This is a genomic window from Psychromonas sp. KJ10-2 (assembly GCF_047323255.1).
Classification (GTDB): Bacteria; Pseudomonadota; Gammaproteobacteria; order Enterobacterales; family Psychromonadaceae; genus Psychromonas.
Window position 1 is genome coordinate 1,135,742 of the sequence record NZ_CP178827.1, and the last position, 17,684, is coordinate 1,153,425.

Consider the following 17,684-nt stretch of genomic DNA (forward strand, 5'->3'; position numbering starts at 1 on the left):
ATGACGGGGCCTTTTTGTATCCACTTCAATATTAAAATGTTATATCAATAACGATTAGTGGCTAACATCAATCACTTTAAAAGTAACCGATGCATAGTCAGGAGAGCTTGTTCCTGTTTTATTTTGGTTATATAAACCGGCTTTAAAGTACATGTAATCATCTGCATAAAAGTCATCAATTGTAATCGCATCGATATCACTTGATACACGGATTAACTGCTTAGATCGTGTTTTAGTGTACTCGATAGAATCAGCAGTGGTATAAGTATAGCCATCATGCCATACCGTTACCTTCAACTGATCACCAGTGAGGTCAATCTCATAGCTCCACTCATCACCCAAAGCAATCCCATTTTCTGGCTCAACTGGGTCTCCGCTTGCATCTTCATCAGTATCATTTTTATCAGTGAAACCAATGATGTTAATACGATCACCAGGGTCACCACTAGAGTCGTCAACGGTGAAGAACACTGAACCTTTATCGTGTTCAGGCAATTTTCGGTAATAAATTTTCACCGGTTCATGGTCTTCGCCGTGGATTTGGCCCACAATAATACGACCAATTTGGTCTTCACTGTCCGCATCAACGGAGACAGTGTTGACAATTAATGTCGCTTTCATATTGCCATTAACACCGCCCACCAAGTCTTGATTACTATCAGAAGCTTCACTGGTTACCCAATTATTTTTAGTAAAGCCTTTAACATTTGCGTCACCGCCATCTGTATACCTTGCCATTAACTCTCTTAATTCAGAGCGAGGATAAGTTGACCCACCAAGAACTTGCAGCATCATTAGCGACGGTAAAGGTTGGGCACCCATCATCCCAAGTGATCTCTTCTGCACCATTGGAGCCTAATGTTTTGTTATCTACTAAGTCTTGAATGTCTTCTACATCATTCATGGAGACACCATCACCCGTGGTATAACCCCAAATTGACATATCAATATTACAACTACCGACAAATGTTTCTTCAACTGTTGATTCTTCAGTTTCCTCGGTTGTTTCTTCCGTGCTAGCCTCTTCAACACCATCATCAGAACAACCCAATACCTGCGCTTCAATAATACTATTCCAGGTAGAGCCGGCTGAATTGCCCGAACCAGTAACACGTACATAACGTGCTTCTGAATCTGTGACATCGATAGTTTCATAACTCGCATCATTACCTGATGAAATACCACCAGCATACACAGAGGACCAATTACTGTTATCCGTTGAAGTCTCTATATCAAAATAATTACTACGTTGATCCCCTTTATACCATTGAATTGCCAACTCTTTTACAGTGGCTTCACCTGCTAAATCAAAAGTGATTACTTTACCAATCCCTTTTGATGACCAACGTGAATCGCTTGAGGTATTTTTATCAATCGCATTTTCAGGGCCATGACCGTCATTGGTACCATCATCGCTGGCTGAATCTATCGCTAAAGAAACAGTACCACTACAGGTACCTGACTCTATACTCTCTTCAACCACTTCGGTTGTACCTGTACTGGTTAATGCAAAATCATCAAAACGCGCTTCAGCTCCATAATAATTACCAAAAATAGTAATAGTAGTAGCAGATCCTGAGTTAAAAGTTGCGGTAACAAGCTCATAATCATCGCCACCACCTGTGCGTGTATAGCGTGTACCGTTAACGGTTGCGCCTATTTTACCCGTGCCTTTAATATACGCTGTTAGTGCATAATCCGTATTCGCTTCAACTGATACATCTTGTTCAAACTTACCGCCATCACCCGTGATCTTAGCCGCTTTAGTGCCACTACGTTGATCACTAGAGATCGAAGATGGATCTGTATCTATCCAGCTATCGCTGGTGAAACCATCTTCAAATCCAGCATTTACAATGCTAACAGATGAAGCACTAGCTGCTGGGATAACAGTGACGGATAATGCAGCAGCAACAAGTGCTGTTGTATATCTCAGTTTTGTTTTGAGTTGCATAAAAGATTTCCTTAAGTATTAGATTCCATAGAAGTGGTAAAGCAATAACCTCCTATCATTGATTAATTTAGCCTTGTCTATCGCATAAAATGCGCGACCTAGGATTAGACAATTTGTAATACTTAACAACTAATTCGAGAGCAAAAAGCGACCAAAAACAAAATTTTAACTAATTGAAACTTCAATGATCACATTTACAGATAATTGAGCGTTTAAAAAATGAACTAAACTAAAAAACAATAAACAACTGAAAAATATAGATAAATTTATAATATGTCGTCAATATCACTGTTAATATTATTAAAGCGCTATTTCACCTCTACTTCTGTCATGACAAAAAAATAAAACGCAAATAACGCAGAAAAAAACAATATTTCAATATGTTGTAAAGAATAAATACAATATTTCCCGTTCAAATCAACGACAAAATAATGCAATCTACTAGAGAAAAATTAACATCATAAGCAGCGAAGCAATCACTATTGAATGAGAGCATTGAATTATTTATTCATCAAAAACACTATTCATACAATATTATTAAAAGAATAGTGTAATGAAAGCGATGATTGTAAAAGTTATATGGGCGTGGATTTGAGAAAATATATGAAGAGATACTTAGGCAGACCGGTGATTGCTTCAGACAATACATTGCTAGACTCGGCTTCCTCCGAACAGCGGTGTTTACACCTTCCCCCTTAATGAGTGGCTATATTGTATTGGCGACATTCGATTGACAGCTATACTATGTAGTTGTTAATAACATGAGATATTTCTACAACGTCCATCACAATAAGCGTCATTATTATATGCAAATCATACAAGCAAATATCAGTCATTTAGATGCCTTTCTAGCCTATGCAAAACAATGTGCTGATGATGGGTTACATTTATATTCGTCTACCACTGAAGATCATCAAGCTTATTTTAAAAAGCGCTTAGCTTATGCTGAAGGTAAACAATTACCCGCACATTGGCCTGCTATCACCACATACTTCTGTATTAAATCGACGCATATTTTGGGGTCAATAAGAGTTCGTCATGGCACCAATGAAAAGATAGAGAATATAACAGGTCATATTGGTTTCGAGACACTCCCAACTGCCAGAAAAAATGGCATTGCTTACAGCATGCTCAATTGGGTACTCACCCATGTAGTCAATGATAAGGTACTGATTACTTGTTCTGATAAAAATATCGCCAGTAGGCGATTAATAGAAAAATGTGGAGGACAATATTTAGGCGATTTTTGTTATGAAAATAATGAGCAACGCATATTACGTTACCAATTACACAATAAATCATTAAACCATTCTTAATGACTTAAGCAAACAATGAGATTAGCCATCTTATCAGTGAATAAGCACTTATCAGTGGCAAAATACTAAGTTTCAGTTAATTTATTCAAAATAAATTAACTGAATTGCAGATTAAATATATTATATAAAATTCAACAACTTAAGATTACCCCCTGTATTTTAACGCCTAAAGCTACCACTATTTTAAAAAATTTAACTTTATTTCACTTTCACTGCATCCAAATCAGCTTGTCGATGGTAGTACCTAATAACAGTAGGAAAACGACTGTTTTTCAAATTCGAAATCTACCAATTAAAAGGGAAACGACAATGAAAAATCAACACATGTTAAAAGCACTAAAAATCACAACAGCATCAGCTTTAATGATGGTAGCAACGCAATCTTATGCGGGTACTTTTTCTCAAGAAAACTTACCAAGTGAAGTACGTGTACCGGCAGGTAACATGGTCGCTATGTTTACTGCTGCAAAAGGGAACATCACTTGGGAATGTAAAGTAGATACATCCGATGAAGAAAAAGCAAAATGGGCATTTGCAGGCCCACGTGCCATCTTAAGTGATAACAAAGGTAATCATTTAGTGTCTTACTTTGGTCCACCAGCAACATGGGAATCGCTTGACGGTTCATCAATTACTGGCAAACAACTTGCAGTCTCTCCTTCAGCTAAAGGCAGCATTCCAATGCAGTTAGTGAAAGCAAATGAATCTAAACGTCCTGGCGCATTAAAAGATGTTACTTACATCCAACGTATTAATCTCAGTGGTGGCGCATCACCAGAAACAGGATGCAACATGGATAAACTCGGCCATAAAGTAGTCGTTAACTACTCAGGTGAATACCTATTCTGGAAAGCAAAATAAGCGCTTCCTCTCACCTCTTGCAAACTATTCTCTAGAGTAAGTGAGTATAATGCCCTAAGATGCCCAGTTACATACTGGGCTTTTTTGATTAAGGAAATCATTTGGTATCATCAATAGGGTTTGATTATGAAGGTGTTCTACAGCAATGCGCTCAAGGCGACCGACATGCCTTAAGGCAATTATACGAACAAGAAGCATCAAGGTTGCTCACAGTCGTTACGCGCATTCTCAAAAACCGTCCGTTATCGGAAGATGTGGTGCATGATGCTTTTATTAAGATTTGGAAAAATGCAGATGCTTATCAAGAAACGCTAGGTTCTGCCCGTGGTTGGATCTACACCTTAACCCGTAACTTAGCATTAAATGCACTAAAACATACGAATCGCCAAGTATTGGCTGAGCCAGATTTTCTACTCGACCTATGCGATAACCAAGTGTTGGCCTCAGCGGGACAAGCCGATGACATGTCGGAATTAGCAGAAGACCACCTTGCCCAAGCGTCACTGCAAACTTGTTTAGAATACTTAGAGCCAGAGCGTAAGTTATGCGTATTACACGCTTATGTTGACGGCTATACACAAGATGAAATTGCTAAATTGATTGATAAACCTCTTGGCACCGTAAAATCATGGATCAAGCGCAGTCTGAATGCTTTAAAGGAGTGTTTAAAATGAATAAAGAAACACCAAAAACTCCTAATATAGATGACCAGTTAGCAGGCCAATATGTGCTTGGTACACTAACAGTAGAAGAAAGAAGTGCATTTGAACAACGTTTAGCCAACAGTCCAGAGCTACAAAAAGAAGTGAATCAATGGCAAGCACACTTTTTATCGATTACTGATCGACTTGAGCCAATCGCAGCACCTCAACCTTTATCAGCTCGCATCGAACGTAGTTTAGATGAACTTGAACAATCACTTAAACCTGTCACACAAGCAAGCAGTAATCCGCTTGTCTCTTTCTGGCAAAATTTAGTGTTATGGCGTGGTATCTCAATGGCATGCCTCGTGCTAGCTATGGTACTTGGTATTAAATTACACACTGCAGCACCGGTACTCAGTGAACCCACTTATATTGCTGTGTTAGTACAACCAGAAAATAAAACACCAGGTTGGGTTATACAAACGAGTCACAGTAACCAAATGCAACTAGTGCCGTTAGGTGCGGTAGAAATACCAGCAGGGAAAGCATTACAGTTTTGGACTAAAGCAGAAGGTTGGGATGCGCCAGTCTCATTGGGTTTAGTGAAAAAAGGCGAAACGCTTAAAGTTGATATCAACAAGCTACCACCACTCACTGAAAACCAATTGTTCGAGTTAACCCTAGAACAGGAAACCGGCTCACCAACAGGTAAACCAACAGGCCCAATCACCTCAATCGGCCGCGGTATTTCGATGTAATACTGCTGCGATTAAAGAAAGTGGAAATACAACACTGAGTACACGTGTTGTATTTCTTTTTATAATTTATCGGTTATCAATCACTGCAAAACAGGCAAGGTAAAACGCCTGTATAATACCAATCACAAGCATTAATTTCTGCTTGCATAGGCTTGTGGTGTAAAACCAAACTGCATTTTAAAAGCATGAATAAAACTACTGACACTTTTATACCCTAACTGGTGCGCTACTGCCGTAGTGCTCTGCCCTTCGTTTAACTGTCCTAGGGCATTCATCAATTTAAAACGACTCCGCCATTGTCGGTAGGTCATCCCAGTTTCAGCTTTAAATAAACGTTCCATCGTTCGAACACTGGCTCCCGCTAAACTTGATAAATCAACTAAAGATAAGGTTTGTTGTGGATGCTGCACCATATAACTCACCAAGCGTTGCAAACGTGGGTCTTTACCGGAATGAATATACACATCACTCCTTTCTAATATTTCTAACTCATCTATCGCCACTAGGCCCAAATGCTTAAGTCGCTGTTCCGTTAACAAATTTTTCTGTTCAGCTAAACGCAAAATAATCTCTTGCATTAATGGTGTCATGGTTAACATGGCAATATTCTTTTCAAACTTTCTAACTGGATAAAAAGGGTCAATATAGAGGTTGCGGATTTTGGTGTCCGTTTCACTACTCACTTGATGGGTAATTCCACCAGGTATCCACATAGCATGTGTAGATGAAACGACCCATACAGACTCTTCACCACTTACTCTAAGGATACCTTGCTCTGACCATAACAACTGTCCACGCGGATGATCATGCGCCACCATACCAGCCTCTGCCTGCATATTTCTCCCATGTGTAAGCACAGGTTGTTCTGGGTCGACTATGTATGCCATATCACTAGGAGGCAATTTTGTCGTCTTATGAATATCTTTTGTCATAAACCACACTTAAAACGTCATCAAGGTTGGATTATCATAACCATCAATGACCTAACTACCAACATTTTCGATAATTAAGGATGCACAAGTGGAAAATAAAATCAGTATTAAAAAGTTAATCGCATTCGCCTTTATCCTGTTCGCTGTTTATATCATGTTATTCCCCATGGCTAACCAGCCTGTTGCATTTTCCTACAGTGCTGCGGTTATTTTAATTACCCTTACCTGTTGGAGTGCTTCATTATTTCCTCCCTTCTTAACTGGTTTAATTTTCTTTGCGTTAACCATTACACTGCAATTAATAGAACCTAACTTATTATTCGCAGGTTTTGGCTCTACAGCCGTCTGGTTAATTATTGCAGGCTTTATTATTGGCTCAGCTATTTCGTCATCAGGATTAGATAAAAGACTAGCTGCGATTATCGCACCGCACCTCACCATCAGCTATCCACGCCTGATAGCAGGGTTAGTGGTCAGCGCCATCTTGTTAGGGTTTATTATGCCCTCTTCCATTGGCAGAGCCGTGGTCTTGATTCCAATAGGCATGGCACTGGCAGAAAAAGTAGGATTTACTGGAGGAAGTAATGGTCGTCGTGGTATTGCAACAGCGCTAGCCATTGCCTGTAACATGCCAAGCTTTGCGGTATTACCAGCTAATATTCCCAATATGATTCTAGCGGGCTCCAGTGAGAATTTGTTTAATGTGCACTTTGGTTATATGGAATACTTATTACTGCACTTTCCAGTGTTAGGCCTAGTGAAGTCTTTGGCATTAATATGGTTAGTCTTAAAACTCTTTCCAGCCACCATTAACGCATCTGAAAATTCAGCACAATCAGAACAACAAAACACAGAGTTTGATCATAAATTACAATTAAAAGTATTAATCATTTTAAGCATTACCCTACTATTTTGGGTCACTGACTCATTGCATGGCATCAATGCCGCTTGGGTGGGTTTAGTGGCGGCGATTCTTTTATTAATGCCTAAATTTGGCGTTTTAGAAGCGAAGAAATTCAATAGCTCAATCGACTTTGGCACGGTGATATTTGTCTCTGCTGCGCTAGGTTTAGGTACATTGGTAAATGTATCCGGCGTGGGAGAGACCATGGGTGAAGCATTTATCCATCTGCTACCTGAATCCGTTGAAAGTACTTTCTTAAGCTTTATGTCATTATCATTAATTTCAACAGTGACAGGCTTGGTGACCACCACCCCAGGAGTGCCAACAGTATTAACCCCCATGGCGGCTGATTTTGCACAAGCAACCGGTTTTTCAGTTCCCGCTGTATTAATGACACAGGTGATCGGTTTCTCTACGGTTATTTTCCCTTACCAAGTTGCCCCGTTGATTATTGCGATGCAACTGGCCAAAGAATCACTCGCTAGTTTGTTAAAAATCACCCTACCACTAGCACTGATCACCCTTATTATATTAATGCCACTGGATTACTTGTGGTGGCACTTATTAGGTTGGATAAATTAAGGTTAGGGAATGGTTAAAGGTTAAAGGTGAAAGGTGAAAGGTATTAACCTAAAACATTAAAACATACAGGCTAAAAAAGGAATCGCAGAGCTCTTCCGCTCGTAATACTAGCCTGCCGGCTAACTCGCCCAGCGCCCCAAGGTCAAAACATGTTTTGTCACTTTTAAAGCAATCGTTAAGTGGAGTAATTAAGGACACGAAAATCTTCTTGGACTAGTCAAAGCTTTTGGGTGTCCCATAGCTCTACCAGGGATAATTTGCTGTGAAAAATCAATCGGAATGAATTTACTTTGGCAGGATAAGTCAGGTTTATAGTTAGCCATTACATTTAACTCTGAGCGAATAATAGCTATTAGATCACAGTCGATCACCGCATTCAAGGTCGTTTTCTGTACAATGAGACACAATTAAAAAAAGAGCGATAAACGCTCTTTTTGGAGAAATTCTACAGCCTCAACGCCGCATTAAGCGGACAAAAATAGTGGGTTAAAATGTGTAGCGAAGCGAAACGTAACCCACTGTTTTTGTTCCGTTTAAATGCCTTGTTAGCCTTAATCTGCACGGTAATGATTAGGGTGTACACATAATGAAGGGTGGGGAGGAAATGACTGAATCTTTTCTTTACTACATTTTGGGTACACTTCGATAAAGTCACCAGCCTTAATCCCAAGTTGAGAAAGAGATTTATAAATTTTATTTTTATCAATTACGACTTTATTATTTAGAGAAATCAGTTCCCAGTCAGTACCATAAACTAACTCGTGCAGTGAATACTCTACAAAATTATTTTTGATTGCTTCAATAAGCTCACATAAGGGCATATTTTTATCATAATCAAAAAGCATAGAATTCAAAATGTAATTATAACCCATTGTTTTTGCAAGCATATCCTCTCTAATATATATGGGTTTAGGCTTGCGTTCAAAAGTCGAATTTTTAATCCAGCCGTACAAATATGATATTGCAAAGAAGGTAAGTATTAACAGTAGAAAATAAGCACTCCACACAGGAATGTATCCAAACAGTAAGCTAGTTACAGTATTCCAGTTGGTTATAACCCCTGTAACTGATGCTATAATAGCTGTTGCAATTACTTTGCTCCAGACAGGATCTTTCCAAACACTTTTAAATATATCTTTCATTTTACCCTTATTAAGTAACACGTAATTTCAATATGAAGGCTAACAGTTTATTAAACCGAAAAATTCCATATTTCCGGTGGAAATACAGAATATGTTAATTTGCTAAAATTAACATAACAATACCTTTACCAATCATAAAATCAATCAATTAAGTTATTTTGTCAAATCTTCATCATGAGAATGGATGGAAAAAGTCCAAATTAATAACGGTAATATGGAATATTGACTCCTCTGTATAAAAACCGTCTCCAACAGCGAACCAAAATGAGCGTTAGTATTAACATTTAAAGAAGTGAGTTCATCGCTTAACTTTTCATCTAGTCCAGTAACATTACCTACCCTGCTACTTTGTACTTTTTCCCTTGTACCTTGCACCCTTGTACCTTGCCCCCTTGTATCTTGTATCTTGTACCTTGTACCTTGTCACCTTGCTCCAGAAACGAGAAAGCCCCTAGTTTATTTGCATAAACTAGGGGCTAAATGGTTGGAGTTAGCCGATAAGCCGGGTTCTGTCGTGAATCGTCATTCGTCTAGGCCTGCAATCGCTCACAGGCTCAAGCAACCTACCCGCTTCCAGTATGGGCCATACCTCAGGAAGCCTATTTGGTCTTGCTTCGGGTGGAGTTTACCTTGCACTAATGATTACCCATTAGCCGGTGCGCTCTTACCGCACCCTTTCACCCTTACCTACTAATAAATTAGCAGGCGGTCTCCTCTCTGCTGCACTTGTCGTTAGCTCGCGCTACCCAGGCGTTACCTGGCACCCTGCCCTTTGAAGCCCGGACTTTCCTCCCCTCTAATAACATTGATAACAAGTTACCAACCCATTAAAGCGGCGACGATCTAGCCAACTCCGCGGCGGATTATACGGAAACTTATACAGATAACAAGCGTTAGAGGTTCTCTAAACCCCATTTATATAAGTCATTTTTCTTAAGGTGATGAATTTCAGCAGTGATAGCGGCTGCTTTTTTTAACGGTAACTCTTTTTTCAATAATGTCAGAGTGTTAATTGCCTCGACTGACAGCGCCCCTTGATCGTTAGTCGCACCTGCAACCATTAACACAAATTCGCCACGACAATGGTTACTATCCGATGCTAACCACTCCAACATTTCACCGGCGGGTAGCACATAATAAGATTCAAACATTTTGGTTAATTCACGCGCAACCACTAATTTTCGCTCTTCGCCCATGATATTTATTATATGTTTTACGGTATCCTGCATACGGCGAGGAGATTCGTAAAAAATCATGGTTTGCGTTTCTTCAGAGAGTGCGGTTAATTTCTCTGTTTTTGCTTTTTCTTTGACGGGTAAGAACCCTTCGAAAGAAAAGCGGTCAGAAGGTAAGCCAGCGGCTGAAAGTGCAGTAATTGCAGCACATGCGCCAGGCACAGGTACAACATCAACCCCCGCTTCTCGGCATTCATTGACTAAATGATAACCAGGGTCGCTGATTAATGGAGTACCAGCGTCAGAAATTAATGCAACAGATTGACCTGCTTTTATTTTTTCAATCAAGACACTACCGCGTTGGCGTTCATTGTGGTCGTGTAATGGGAAAGTAGGTTTGCTGATTTGGTAGTAACTCAGCAGTTTACCACTGTGGCGAGTATCTTCGGCAGCAATTAAATCAACGTTTTTTAAGATTTCAACGGCACGATAGGTAATATCACCGATATTACCCAAAGGAGTGGCGACAATGTACAACTTTGCGCTTACTTCGTTATTTAATTGATTATTTTCAGACATATTCGACTCTAATAAGTGTTAAGGATTGTTTAACTAAGTCGGCAATATTACACTATAGGCATCTTGATACCTATCTGAAAACTGATCTTGAATTAGTTTGATTAAAAAGGACAATAATTTGACCACTGCAAATTTATCTAAACGTATTATACATTTCTATCTTGTTGCTTTAAGCATTTTGCTTGTTTCAGCTTGTACAAGTGTCGGGCAAGATAAACAAGGTGCGCCTGCCCTGTTCACGGAGTTCTATGAAACAGCGGAATACCTGCTACAAAAAGCAGAAGAAGTGAAGGAACCACAAAATACTGAATGGCAGTTAGCGGCGGTACAAGCCCTAACCAAAGAAAGTAAATATGTGTTAGCTGACTCAGTGATTGAATATTTACAAAATAAAACACTCAATGCACAGCAAAAAAATCATCTTCTATTATTGATAGCCGATAATCAATATGCGCAAAACCAGCTAGATGATGCGATGAACTCTCTTAAACGTATTGATGCGAGTGTGATTTCTGACCCTGCTAACCTACATTACCTGCAGTTAAAAACAGAATTGCATGTGCGTAATAAGCAGCATCAAGCAGCGGTTGATACCCTGTTCCAATTAACGCCTTTATTAACTGGTGCTAAGCAAAAACAACAATACAATGATTTACTGCTTTCTGAATTAAATATGCTTGACCCAAGTGTCTTAAATCAGTTTAACAATACACCTGCTAATAGCCGCCAAAGCAGTTCAGCACCTGTTTCAGATGCCACTACAAACAACAGCTTTGATAGTGAATTAGCAGCCATTGAAGCACAAATAAATGCACAACAATCAACAAACACTGAAGCGGCGCCATTAACAGAGCAACAGATGTTTGAACAAGGTTGGTATGCTTTAGCAAGTATCTACCATCGTTATCAACTACGTACTAACCAATTATTACGTGGTGTAGAAGCATGGAAACTACTGTACCCAGATCACCCTGTGATTGATTACATGCCATCACAATTACAAAATATTCCAGAAGCGACTCCATATCAGCCAACTAAAATTGCGGTATTGTTACCTTTAACAGGTCGTTTCAAAAAACCTGCTCAAGCTATCCAATACGGTATTAGTTATGCTTTTTACAATCAGGCTGATAACAAAAAACGTGAGCGCGAACAGCAAGTTACAGGTTATGATACAAGTTTAGTGAACAGTGCAGGCGATGCACAAGGTATCAGTACAAGAGCTGACAGCGACTATATTGCAACACCACCACATATGTTGTTCCTTGATACTAATACAATGACCATGCAAGAGATTGCAGATCAATTACATAGCCAACACATTGGTTTTGTTATTGGGCCGTTATTAAAACCTAATGTAGAAGCACTATTACCTTTAGTGAAAGATATTCCTGTGTTGGCGTTGAACGGCTTTCCTGCTGATCAACGTACTTCATCAATTCACTATGCATTCCCACTATCACCAGAGGGTGAAGCGGAGCAAGCAGCTGAGGTTATCTTCCAAAACAAGCATAAAAAACCCTTACTGATAGCGCCAAATTCTAATTTTGGTCGCCGAACTGCAGCGGCGTTTGAGGCACGTTGGAAGTCATTATCGGAAGCACAACAAGCGACTGATGAAAGTGTTGAAAGCTACCCTGCTGAAAGCCACTACTTTTCTAAAGATTCTGATTATGGGAAGTTCTTAGCAAGTGCATTGCACACTGACCAAAGTAAAGAGCGCATTAGCCAGATGCAAGGTATGTTGGGCAGAAAACTAGAAGCAGAAGTAAGAAGTCGCCGTGATATTGATGCCATTTACATCATTAGTAAACGTCGCGAGTTAATCTTTATTAAACCTTTCTTAGCAGTCACTATTAGCCCTTTTGCTGAGACCATTCCACTTTATGCAAGTTCGCGCAGTCATTCAGCGGATATCACTAATACGCAGGATAAAGAGTTAAACGGGCTCACTTTCTCTGATGTGAACTTTTTAATTAATGATGAAACTCAGATGAATGAGAAGATTCAAGCAATCTGGCCAAAACAGCGTTTAAGTACGTTACGTTTATTTGCCCTAGGGTATGATAGCTATAACTTAATTGAGCAATTAAAACCGTTACAGGTCATTGAAGGTTATAAATTCCCTGGTCTAGTGGGTGAATTAACCTTAGATGCAAACAATACCGTTGAGAGCAAGTTAACCTGGGCTACTTATGAGGATGGTAATTTAGTTGAAGTTACCTCGCCTCTTTCAAGCCAGTAATACCCGCGGCGTTCAAGCGGAACGGCAAGCTCTGGATTTTTTACAAAAACAGGGCTTGCAGTTAATTTGCCAAAACTTTTATTGTCGCTTTGGTGAAATCGATTTGATTATGTCAGATCAAGAAACATTGGTATTTATTGAAGTACGTTATCGAAAAAATCAGGATTTTGGTGGAGCAACCGCTTCCATTACAGCACAAAAACAGCGAAAATTAATAAAGACCGCTAAGCACTATTTATCTCAGCTTGATCAAGAGCCCTATTGTCGCTTTGATGTGATTGCAATTAGCGAGTCAGCAACACAACCGCAATGGATACAAGATGCATTTCAAGAGTAATAAATCACATGGTTAATGAAAAAATCCACGCTCACTTTGCAGAGAGCATTCAAACTAAAATCGTTGCCGCAGAAGCCTTACCAGAGCAGATTGAAGCTGCTGCTGTTTTATTAAAAGATTGTTTAATCAACGGCCACAAACTACTTATCTGTGGTAATGGTGGCGCAGCTGGTTTAGCGCAAATCTTCGCCTCACATTTGCTAAATAAATATGAAACAGACCGCCCTGCTTTGCCAGCAATTGCGATCACTTCAGACTCATCTTTAGTGTCGGCAATTGCCAGCGACAGTCACTTTGATCAAATCTATGCGCGTCAAATTTCAGCCTTAGCACAACCGGGTGATGTGTTGATCACCATCAGTCACGGTGGTAATAGCCGCAATATGGTCAAAGCGGTTGAAACAGCATTAAGTAAAAATATCCAGATCATTGCTATGACAGGTGTTGATGGTGGTGAAATCGCCGGCCTATTAGGCCCTGATGATATTGAAATTCGCGCTCCTAGTGATAAAGGTGCGCGTATCGAAGAGATTCACATGTTGGTGGTGAATTGTTTAAGTGATTTAATAGACCAGCAATTATTCCCTCAATACTAGGACAGACAATGAGAACACCATTTTTTATCGTTACACTTTTACTTTCTACACTGGCTTTACAAGGTTGTGCAGGTGGTTTGATTGTGGCTGCAGGGACTGCAGTGGCAGTAAGCAGTGATGAACGTAGTATTGCACAGTTAGTGAAAGATGATGATTTATCGGAAGCTGCTATTGATGCCATTGTTGCTTCAGATGCTTATAGTAGAGAGATTCGTATTAATATCGTGGCGAATAATAGTTACCTGTTATTAATTGGTCAGATTGACTCTCAAGAACACAGTAATCAGATTGAAAGTCTATTAAATAATATTGATGGCGTGGCGGGTGTATATAACCAATTACGTGTTAATCAACCGATCAGCATTGTGCAACAAACACAGGACACTTGGTTAACCACTAAGGTGAAAAGCCAACTAACCGGCCACGATAAAATTAATCCATTAAAAATTAAAGTGGTGACAGAAAATGCAGAAGTATTTTTGATTGGGCAAGTAACTAAAGAGATGTCTGACTTTGCGACTGAAATAACCAGTAATATTGACGGTGTAAAACAGGTAGTAAGAGTATTTGAGATAATCCCAGCTAAATAGCGCTAACTAACTAAAACCAGACCTAACAAACGAAAAAAGGAGTGTATTAACACTCCTTTTTTATAGCTGACAGTCATTTATTCAACGTAGACTATTAAGCTTCGACCAGCCTATAATTTGCAGAAGATTTACTCTTCAACTCATTACAATGATCACACCAAAAATTAACCGCACCACAGGCTTTTAAACGCTGTAATGCTTCTCCACACTCATTGCACTCAATATTAAGTATAAAGTCGCTATGGCATGCTTGACAGTGGCGTTTTGACTCACCACTGCGGGTTAATTCGGACTGACAGTTAGGACAAAGCAGTTGCATCTCATTACTTCTTATTATGATGACGCATCATACGTTGACGTTTGTACATTTGATGCGGCGTTAGTTTATTACGACGGCCTTCAAACGGGTTACTACCTTCTCTAAATTCGATACGAATTGGTGTGCCCATGATGCCTAATGTGCGACGGAAGTAGTTCATTAAGTAACGTTTGTATGAATCAGCCAGTTTCTTCACTTGGTTACCGTGAATAACGATCAATGGTGGATTATAACCACCCGCATGTGCGTAACGTAATTTAACACGACGCGCCCCCACCATTGGTGGCTCATGGTCGTCGGTTGCCATACCCATAATACGCGTTAACATTGCAGTAGAGATACGTTTAGTTGAAGACATGTAAGCTTCTTCTACTGACTCGAATAAGTGACCAACACCTGTTCCATGTAACGCAGAAATAAAGTGAATTTTAGCGAAGTCAATGAAGCCTAAACGACGATCTAATTCCGTTTTAACACGCTCTTTATCGTACTCTGTCATGCCATCCCATTTGTTCACTGCAATGACTAATGAACGACCTGAGTTTAATGTGTAACCTAGTAAACTCAAATCTTGGTCTGAAATACCATCACGTGCATCGATAATTAACAATACAACGTTTGAGTCTTCAATGGCTTTTAGGGTTTTGATCACAGAGAATTTTTCTACTGTCTCATTTACTTTTTTACGCTTACGAACACCGGCTGTATCGATCAGTACATATTCACGACCATCACGTTCCATTGGGATATAAACACTGTCACGTGTTGTGCCTGGCATATCATAAACTAATACACGCTCTTCACCCAAAATACGGTTAGTTAGTGTTGATTTACCTACATTTGGGCGACCGATTAATGCGAGTTTAATTGGTAAATTTGCAAGACGCTCTTGCTCTTGTGCAATTTTATCTTCGTCTTCATCATCATGTTCTAATGCGAATTCGTACTCATCAACTTCATCAGTTACTGGGTTTTCTTCTTGGAACTCTTCTAGTGCCGCATCAATCATCTGACGCACACCTTTACCGTGTGCTGCAGCAATTTGGAAAATATCACCTAAGGCTAATGCATAGAATTCACCACACATAGAGTCAGCATCAATACCATCGGTTTTATTTGCCACAACCATGACTTTTTTGTTTTGCTTACGTAGGTGTGCCGCGATTGCTTCATCAGCAACGGTTAAACCAGCACGTGCATCTACTAAGAATAAAACCGCATCTGCTTCTTCGACTGCAATTAATGATTGCTCCGCCATTAATGCATCGATTCCCTCTTCATCACCTTGAATACCACCGGTATCAATCACGATAAATTCAAGTTCTTCGACTTTCGCCTGACCATATTTACGGTCACGCGTTAAGCCAGGGAAATCGGCAACTAGCGCATCTCGGGTGCGAGTTAAACGATTGAAAAGCGTAGATTTACCTACATTAGGGCGACCTACTAAAGCGATGACTGGTAACATATATTTTGAAATCCTATAAAACTAAAAAAGCCCCATGCACAGCATGGGGCTACAGTATAGCGTAAAAACCGATGAAATTATTCTACATTTAAGATCGGTTTTTCAATGGCAATTAAATCACCACTGCGTGTTTGTAAATAAAGATGAGTTGAGGTTGCCACTGGCTCAATATATAGCCCATCGGAATCCAACTCTTGTTGTGCTACAAATTGACCTGTTTCACGGTCAATCCAATGTAAATAACCTTCTGCATCACCAACAACAATAAAGTCATTAGCAACAGTTACACCTGTTAAGTTACGGTAAGCAAGCTGTTTATTCGACCAATTTTGTGTGCCATCACTGCGGTTGATTGAAAAAACATAACCACGGTAATCGGTTAAGTAGATATCGCGCCCTGCCACACTAATATCATTGTAACCAGAGTAAGGCTTAGCCCATAACTGCTCACCTTTTAATAGGTCGATAGCCACTAGGTTACCATTAAACGCAAGCGCGTAAACTGTACCATTAACAATCACAGGTTTCATATCTGCATCGGCTAAACGGTCTAACTCTGTTGCACCGTAAGCTCTCGCCGCAGGCAGTTGCCACAGTGGTTGGCCATTTTCTAATAGCGCAGCTGATACATAACCATCGGCACGACCGTAGATGATACCACCTTGTGCAATACTTGGTGTAGCACTACTACGTAAGGTTAATCGCGGTTGTGCATTTGGCAATGACCAACGTTGCTCGCCTGTTTCACTGTCTAAAGCAACCAGCTCACCACGTGAAGTATGGATCACAACTAAACCACTGTCATAAACAGGTTGTGCAATCACTTCACCATTGAGTTCACTCACCCACTTAATGTCACCATTCTGTTTATCAAGAGCAAACACTTGTGCATTTTCAGTGCCTAAGTAAAGCGTATCATAGCCTAAGCCGATACCGCCTGAAATACGCGCTGAACGATTAAAGTCATTAGTTTGGTGATCTTCTAAATCGATAGACCACAATTTTTCGCCTTTTTCCGCAGAAAAAGCAGCAACGTCACCATCTCGTGCCGCCACATAAACCGCATTATTATCAACAGCAGGTTGTAGTTGTGAATAGTATTTATCCACGCCATCACCAATGCTTCTAGACCAAGCTATCTGTGGTTCATAGGTTGCTTCAAAGACTGGTAACTCAGCCATTTCCACGACATCTTCGTCACCACTAAAAATAGAACAACCACTTAATACAACTGCACTAGTAGCAATGACGGTGGCATTTTTGACCCATTTAATCATGATAT

General features: G+C 39.8%; 17 protein-coding genes, 1 other RNA gene and 1 pseudogene. 9 read left to right on the forward strand and 10 right to left on the reverse strand.

All coding sequences use genetic code 11. The annotated features are described in order from the left end of the window. Window positions 1-54: 54 nt before the first annotated feature. A complete protein-coding gene (locus tag ACLKL2_RS05505; protein WP_413693667.1) occupies window positions 55-738 on the reverse strand; it encodes a polysaccharide lyase family 7 protein in 684 nt (227 codons plus the stop codon). 13 nt (window positions 739-751) lie between these two features. Continuing rightward, entirely contained in the window at window positions 752-1,954 is a 1,203-nt protein-coding gene (locus ACLKL2_RS05510) for a discoidin domain-containing protein (protein ID WP_413693668.1), read from the reverse strand. Between the two features lie 806 nt (window positions 1,955-2,760). Between ACLKL2_RS05510 and ACLKL2_RS05515 the strand changes: the two genes are divergently transcribed. From ACLKL2_RS05515 to ACLKL2_RS05530, 4 genes are all read left to right on the forward strand, one after another. Then, window positions 2,761-3,270, forward strand: coding sequence for a GNAT family N-acetyltransferase (locus ACLKL2_RS05515; protein ID WP_413693669.1), 510 nt, complete (start codon window positions 2,761-2,763; stop codon window positions 3,268-3,270). Window positions 3,271-3,579: 309 nt separating this feature from the next. Next, entirely contained in the window at window positions 3,580-4,131 is a 552-nt protein-coding gene (locus ACLKL2_RS05520; protein ID WP_413693670.1) for a DUF3455 domain-containing protein, read from the forward strand. A gap of 101 nt (window positions 4,132-4,232) precedes the next feature. Next, entirely contained in the window at window positions 4,233-4,805 is a 573-nt protein-coding gene (locus ACLKL2_RS05525) for a sigma-70 family RNA polymerase sigma factor (RefSeq protein WP_413693671.1), read from the forward strand. After that, window positions 4,802-5,533, forward strand: a complete 732-nt coding sequence (locus tag ACLKL2_RS05530; RefSeq protein ID WP_413693672.1) for an anti-sigma factor — start codon at window positions 4,802-4,804, stop codon at window positions 5,531-5,533. The genes ACLKL2_RS05525 and ACLKL2_RS05530 overlap by 4 nt, the downstream gene beginning before the upstream one ends. 131 nt (window positions 5,534-5,664) lie before the next feature. On the opposite strand, the gene ACLKL2_RS05535 is transcribed toward ACLKL2_RS05530, so the two are convergent. Beyond that, window positions 5,665-6,465 carry an AraC family transcriptional regulator gene (locus ACLKL2_RS05535; protein WP_413693673.1) on the reverse strand — a complete coding sequence of 267 codons (801 nt, stop codon included), beginning with the start codon at window positions 6,463-6,465 and terminating at the stop codon, window positions 5,665-5,667. Window positions 6,466-6,553: 88 nt separating this feature from the next. Here ACLKL2_RS05535 and ACLKL2_RS05540 point away from each other — a divergent pair, with 88 nt between their 5' ends. Beyond that, a complete protein-coding gene (locus tag ACLKL2_RS05540; protein WP_413693674.1) occupies window positions 6,554-7,951 on the forward strand; it encodes an SLC13 family permease in 1,398 nt (465 codons plus the stop codon). A 245-nt stretch (window positions 7,952-8,196) separates the two neighbouring features. Here the strand turns inward: ACLKL2_RS05540 and ACLKL2_RS20255 are convergent. From ACLKL2_RS20255 to rsmI, 4 genes and pseudogenes are all read right to left on the reverse strand, one after another. After that, window positions 8,197-8,274 (reverse strand): annotated as a pseudogene (locus tag ACLKL2_RS20255) (transposase); the annotation flags it as partial. A 228-nt stretch (window positions 8,275-8,502) separates the two neighbouring features. Continuing rightward, window positions 8,503-9,093: a hypothetical protein gene (locus tag ACLKL2_RS05545; RefSeq protein ID WP_413693675.1), complete on the reverse strand. Its 591-nt coding sequence runs from the start codon at window positions 9,091-9,093 to the stop codon at window positions 8,503-8,505. Window positions 9,094-9,575: 482 nt separating this feature from the next. After that, an RNA gene (gene rnpB / locus ACLKL2_RS05550) (RNase P RNA component class A) lies at window positions 9,576-9,948 on the reverse strand. Between the two features lie 38 nt (window positions 9,949-9,986). Beyond that, window positions 9,987-10,847, reverse strand: a complete 861-nt coding sequence (rsmI, locus tag ACLKL2_RS05555) for a 16S rRNA (cytidine(1402)-2'-O)-methyltransferase (protein WP_413693676.1) — start codon at window positions 10,845-10,847, stop codon at window positions 9,987-9,989. 118 nt (window positions 10,848-10,965) lie between these two features. On the opposite strand from rsmI, the gene ACLKL2_RS05560 reads away from it, so the two are divergent. Genes ACLKL2_RS05560 through ACLKL2_RS05575 form a run of 4 tightly spaced genes read left to right on the forward strand, consistent with a single transcriptional unit; the run spans window position 10,966 to window position 14,615 of the window. Further along, a complete protein-coding gene (locus tag ACLKL2_RS05560) occupies window positions 10,966-13,092 on the forward strand; it encodes a penicillin-binding protein activator (RefSeq protein ID WP_413693677.1) in 2,127 nt (708 codons plus the stop codon). Continuing rightward, complete coding sequence (locus tag ACLKL2_RS05565) at window positions 13,061-13,429, forward strand: YraN family protein (protein ID WP_113819564.1); 369 nt, start codon at window positions 13,061-13,063, stop codon at window positions 13,427-13,429. The genes ACLKL2_RS05560 and ACLKL2_RS05565 overlap by 32 nt, the downstream gene beginning before the upstream one ends. 8 nt (window positions 13,430-13,437) lie before the next feature. Then, window positions 13,438-14,025 carry a D-sedoheptulose-7-phosphate isomerase gene (locus tag ACLKL2_RS05570; RefSeq protein WP_113819563.1) on the forward strand — a complete coding sequence of 196 codons (588 nt, stop codon included), beginning with the start codon at window positions 13,438-13,440 and terminating at the stop codon, window positions 14,023-14,025. A gap of 8 nt (window positions 14,026-14,033) precedes the next feature. Beyond that, window positions 14,034-14,615, forward strand: a complete 582-nt coding sequence (locus ACLKL2_RS05575; RefSeq protein WP_113819562.1) for a BON domain-containing protein — start codon at window positions 14,034-14,036, stop codon at window positions 14,613-14,615. A 94-nt stretch (window positions 14,616-14,709) separates the two neighbouring features. Here ACLKL2_RS05575 and ACLKL2_RS05580 read toward each other — a convergent pair whose 3' ends face one another. The 3 genes from ACLKL2_RS05580 to bamB form a co-directional block, all read right to left on the reverse strand. Next, complete coding sequence (locus ACLKL2_RS05580) at window positions 14,710-14,934, reverse strand: zinc ribbon domain-containing protein (protein ID WP_413693678.1); 225 nt, start codon at window positions 14,932-14,934, stop codon at window positions 14,710-14,712. A gap of 4 nt (window positions 14,935-14,938) precedes the next feature. Next, window positions 14,939-16,402 carry a ribosome biogenesis GTPase Der gene (der, locus tag ACLKL2_RS05585; protein WP_113819560.1) on the reverse strand — a complete coding sequence of 488 codons (1,464 nt, stop codon included), beginning with the start codon at window positions 16,400-16,402 and terminating at the stop codon, window positions 14,939-14,941. A 77-nt stretch (window positions 16,403-16,479) separates the two neighbouring features. Further along, complete coding sequence (gene bamB / locus ACLKL2_RS05590) at window positions 16,480-17,679, reverse strand: outer membrane protein assembly factor BamB (protein WP_113819559.1); 1,200 nt, start codon at window positions 17,677-17,679, stop codon at window positions 16,480-16,482. Between the last annotated feature and the right edge of the window lie 5 nt (window positions 17,680-17,684).

Excerpts from the sequence above, each read along its gene's own strand:
- ACLKL2_RS05505 (WP_413693667.1), bottom strand. The coding sequence starts at position 738 with ATGGCAAGGTATACAGATGGCGGTGACGCAAATGTTAAAGGCTTTACT.
- ACLKL2_RS05510 (WP_413693668.1), bottom strand. The coding sequence starts at position 1,954 with ATGCAACTCAAAACAAAACTGAGATATACAACAGCACTTGTTGCTGCT.
- der (WP_113819560.1), bottom strand. The coding sequence starts at position 16,402 with ATGTTACCAGTCATCGCTTTAGTAGGTCGCCCTAATGTAGGTAAATCT.
- ACLKL2_RS05580 (WP_413693678.1), bottom strand. The coding sequence starts at position 14,934 with ATGCAACTGCTTTGTCCTAACTGTCAGTCCGAATTAACCCGCAGTGGT.
- ACLKL2_RS05520 (WP_413693670.1), top strand. The coding sequence starts at position 3,580 with ATGAAAAATCAACACATGTTAAAAGCACTAAAAATCACAACAGCATCA.
- ACLKL2_RS05535 (WP_413693673.1), bottom strand. The coding sequence starts at position 6,465 with ATGACAAAAGATATTCATAAGACGACAAAATTGCCTCCTAGTGATATG.
- ACLKL2_RS05570 (WP_113819563.1), top strand. The coding sequence starts at position 13,438 with ATGGTTAATGAAAAAATCCACGCTCACTTTGCAGAGAGCATTCAAACT.
- bamB (WP_113819559.1), bottom strand. The coding sequence starts at position 17,679 with ATGATTAAATGGGTCAAAAATGCCACCGTCATTGCTACTAGTGCAGTT.
- ACLKL2_RS05575 (WP_113819562.1), top strand. The coding sequence starts at position 14,034 with ATGAGAACACCATTTTTTATCGTTACACTTTTACTTTCTACACTGGCT.
- ACLKL2_RS05515 (WP_413693669.1), top strand. The coding sequence starts at position 2,761 with ATGCAAATCATACAAGCAAATATCAGTCATTTAGATGCCTTTCTAGCC.
- ACLKL2_RS05530 (WP_413693672.1), top strand. The coding sequence starts at position 4,802 with ATGAATAAAGAAACACCAAAAACTCCTAATATAGATGACCAGTTAGCA.
- ACLKL2_RS05545 (WP_413693675.1), bottom strand. The coding sequence starts at position 9,093 with ATGAAAGATATATTTAAAAGTGTTTGGAAAGATCCTGTCTGGAGCAAA.
- rsmI (WP_413693676.1), bottom strand. The coding sequence starts at position 10,847 with ATGTCTGAAAATAATCAATTAAATAACGAAGTAAGCGCAAAGTTGTAC.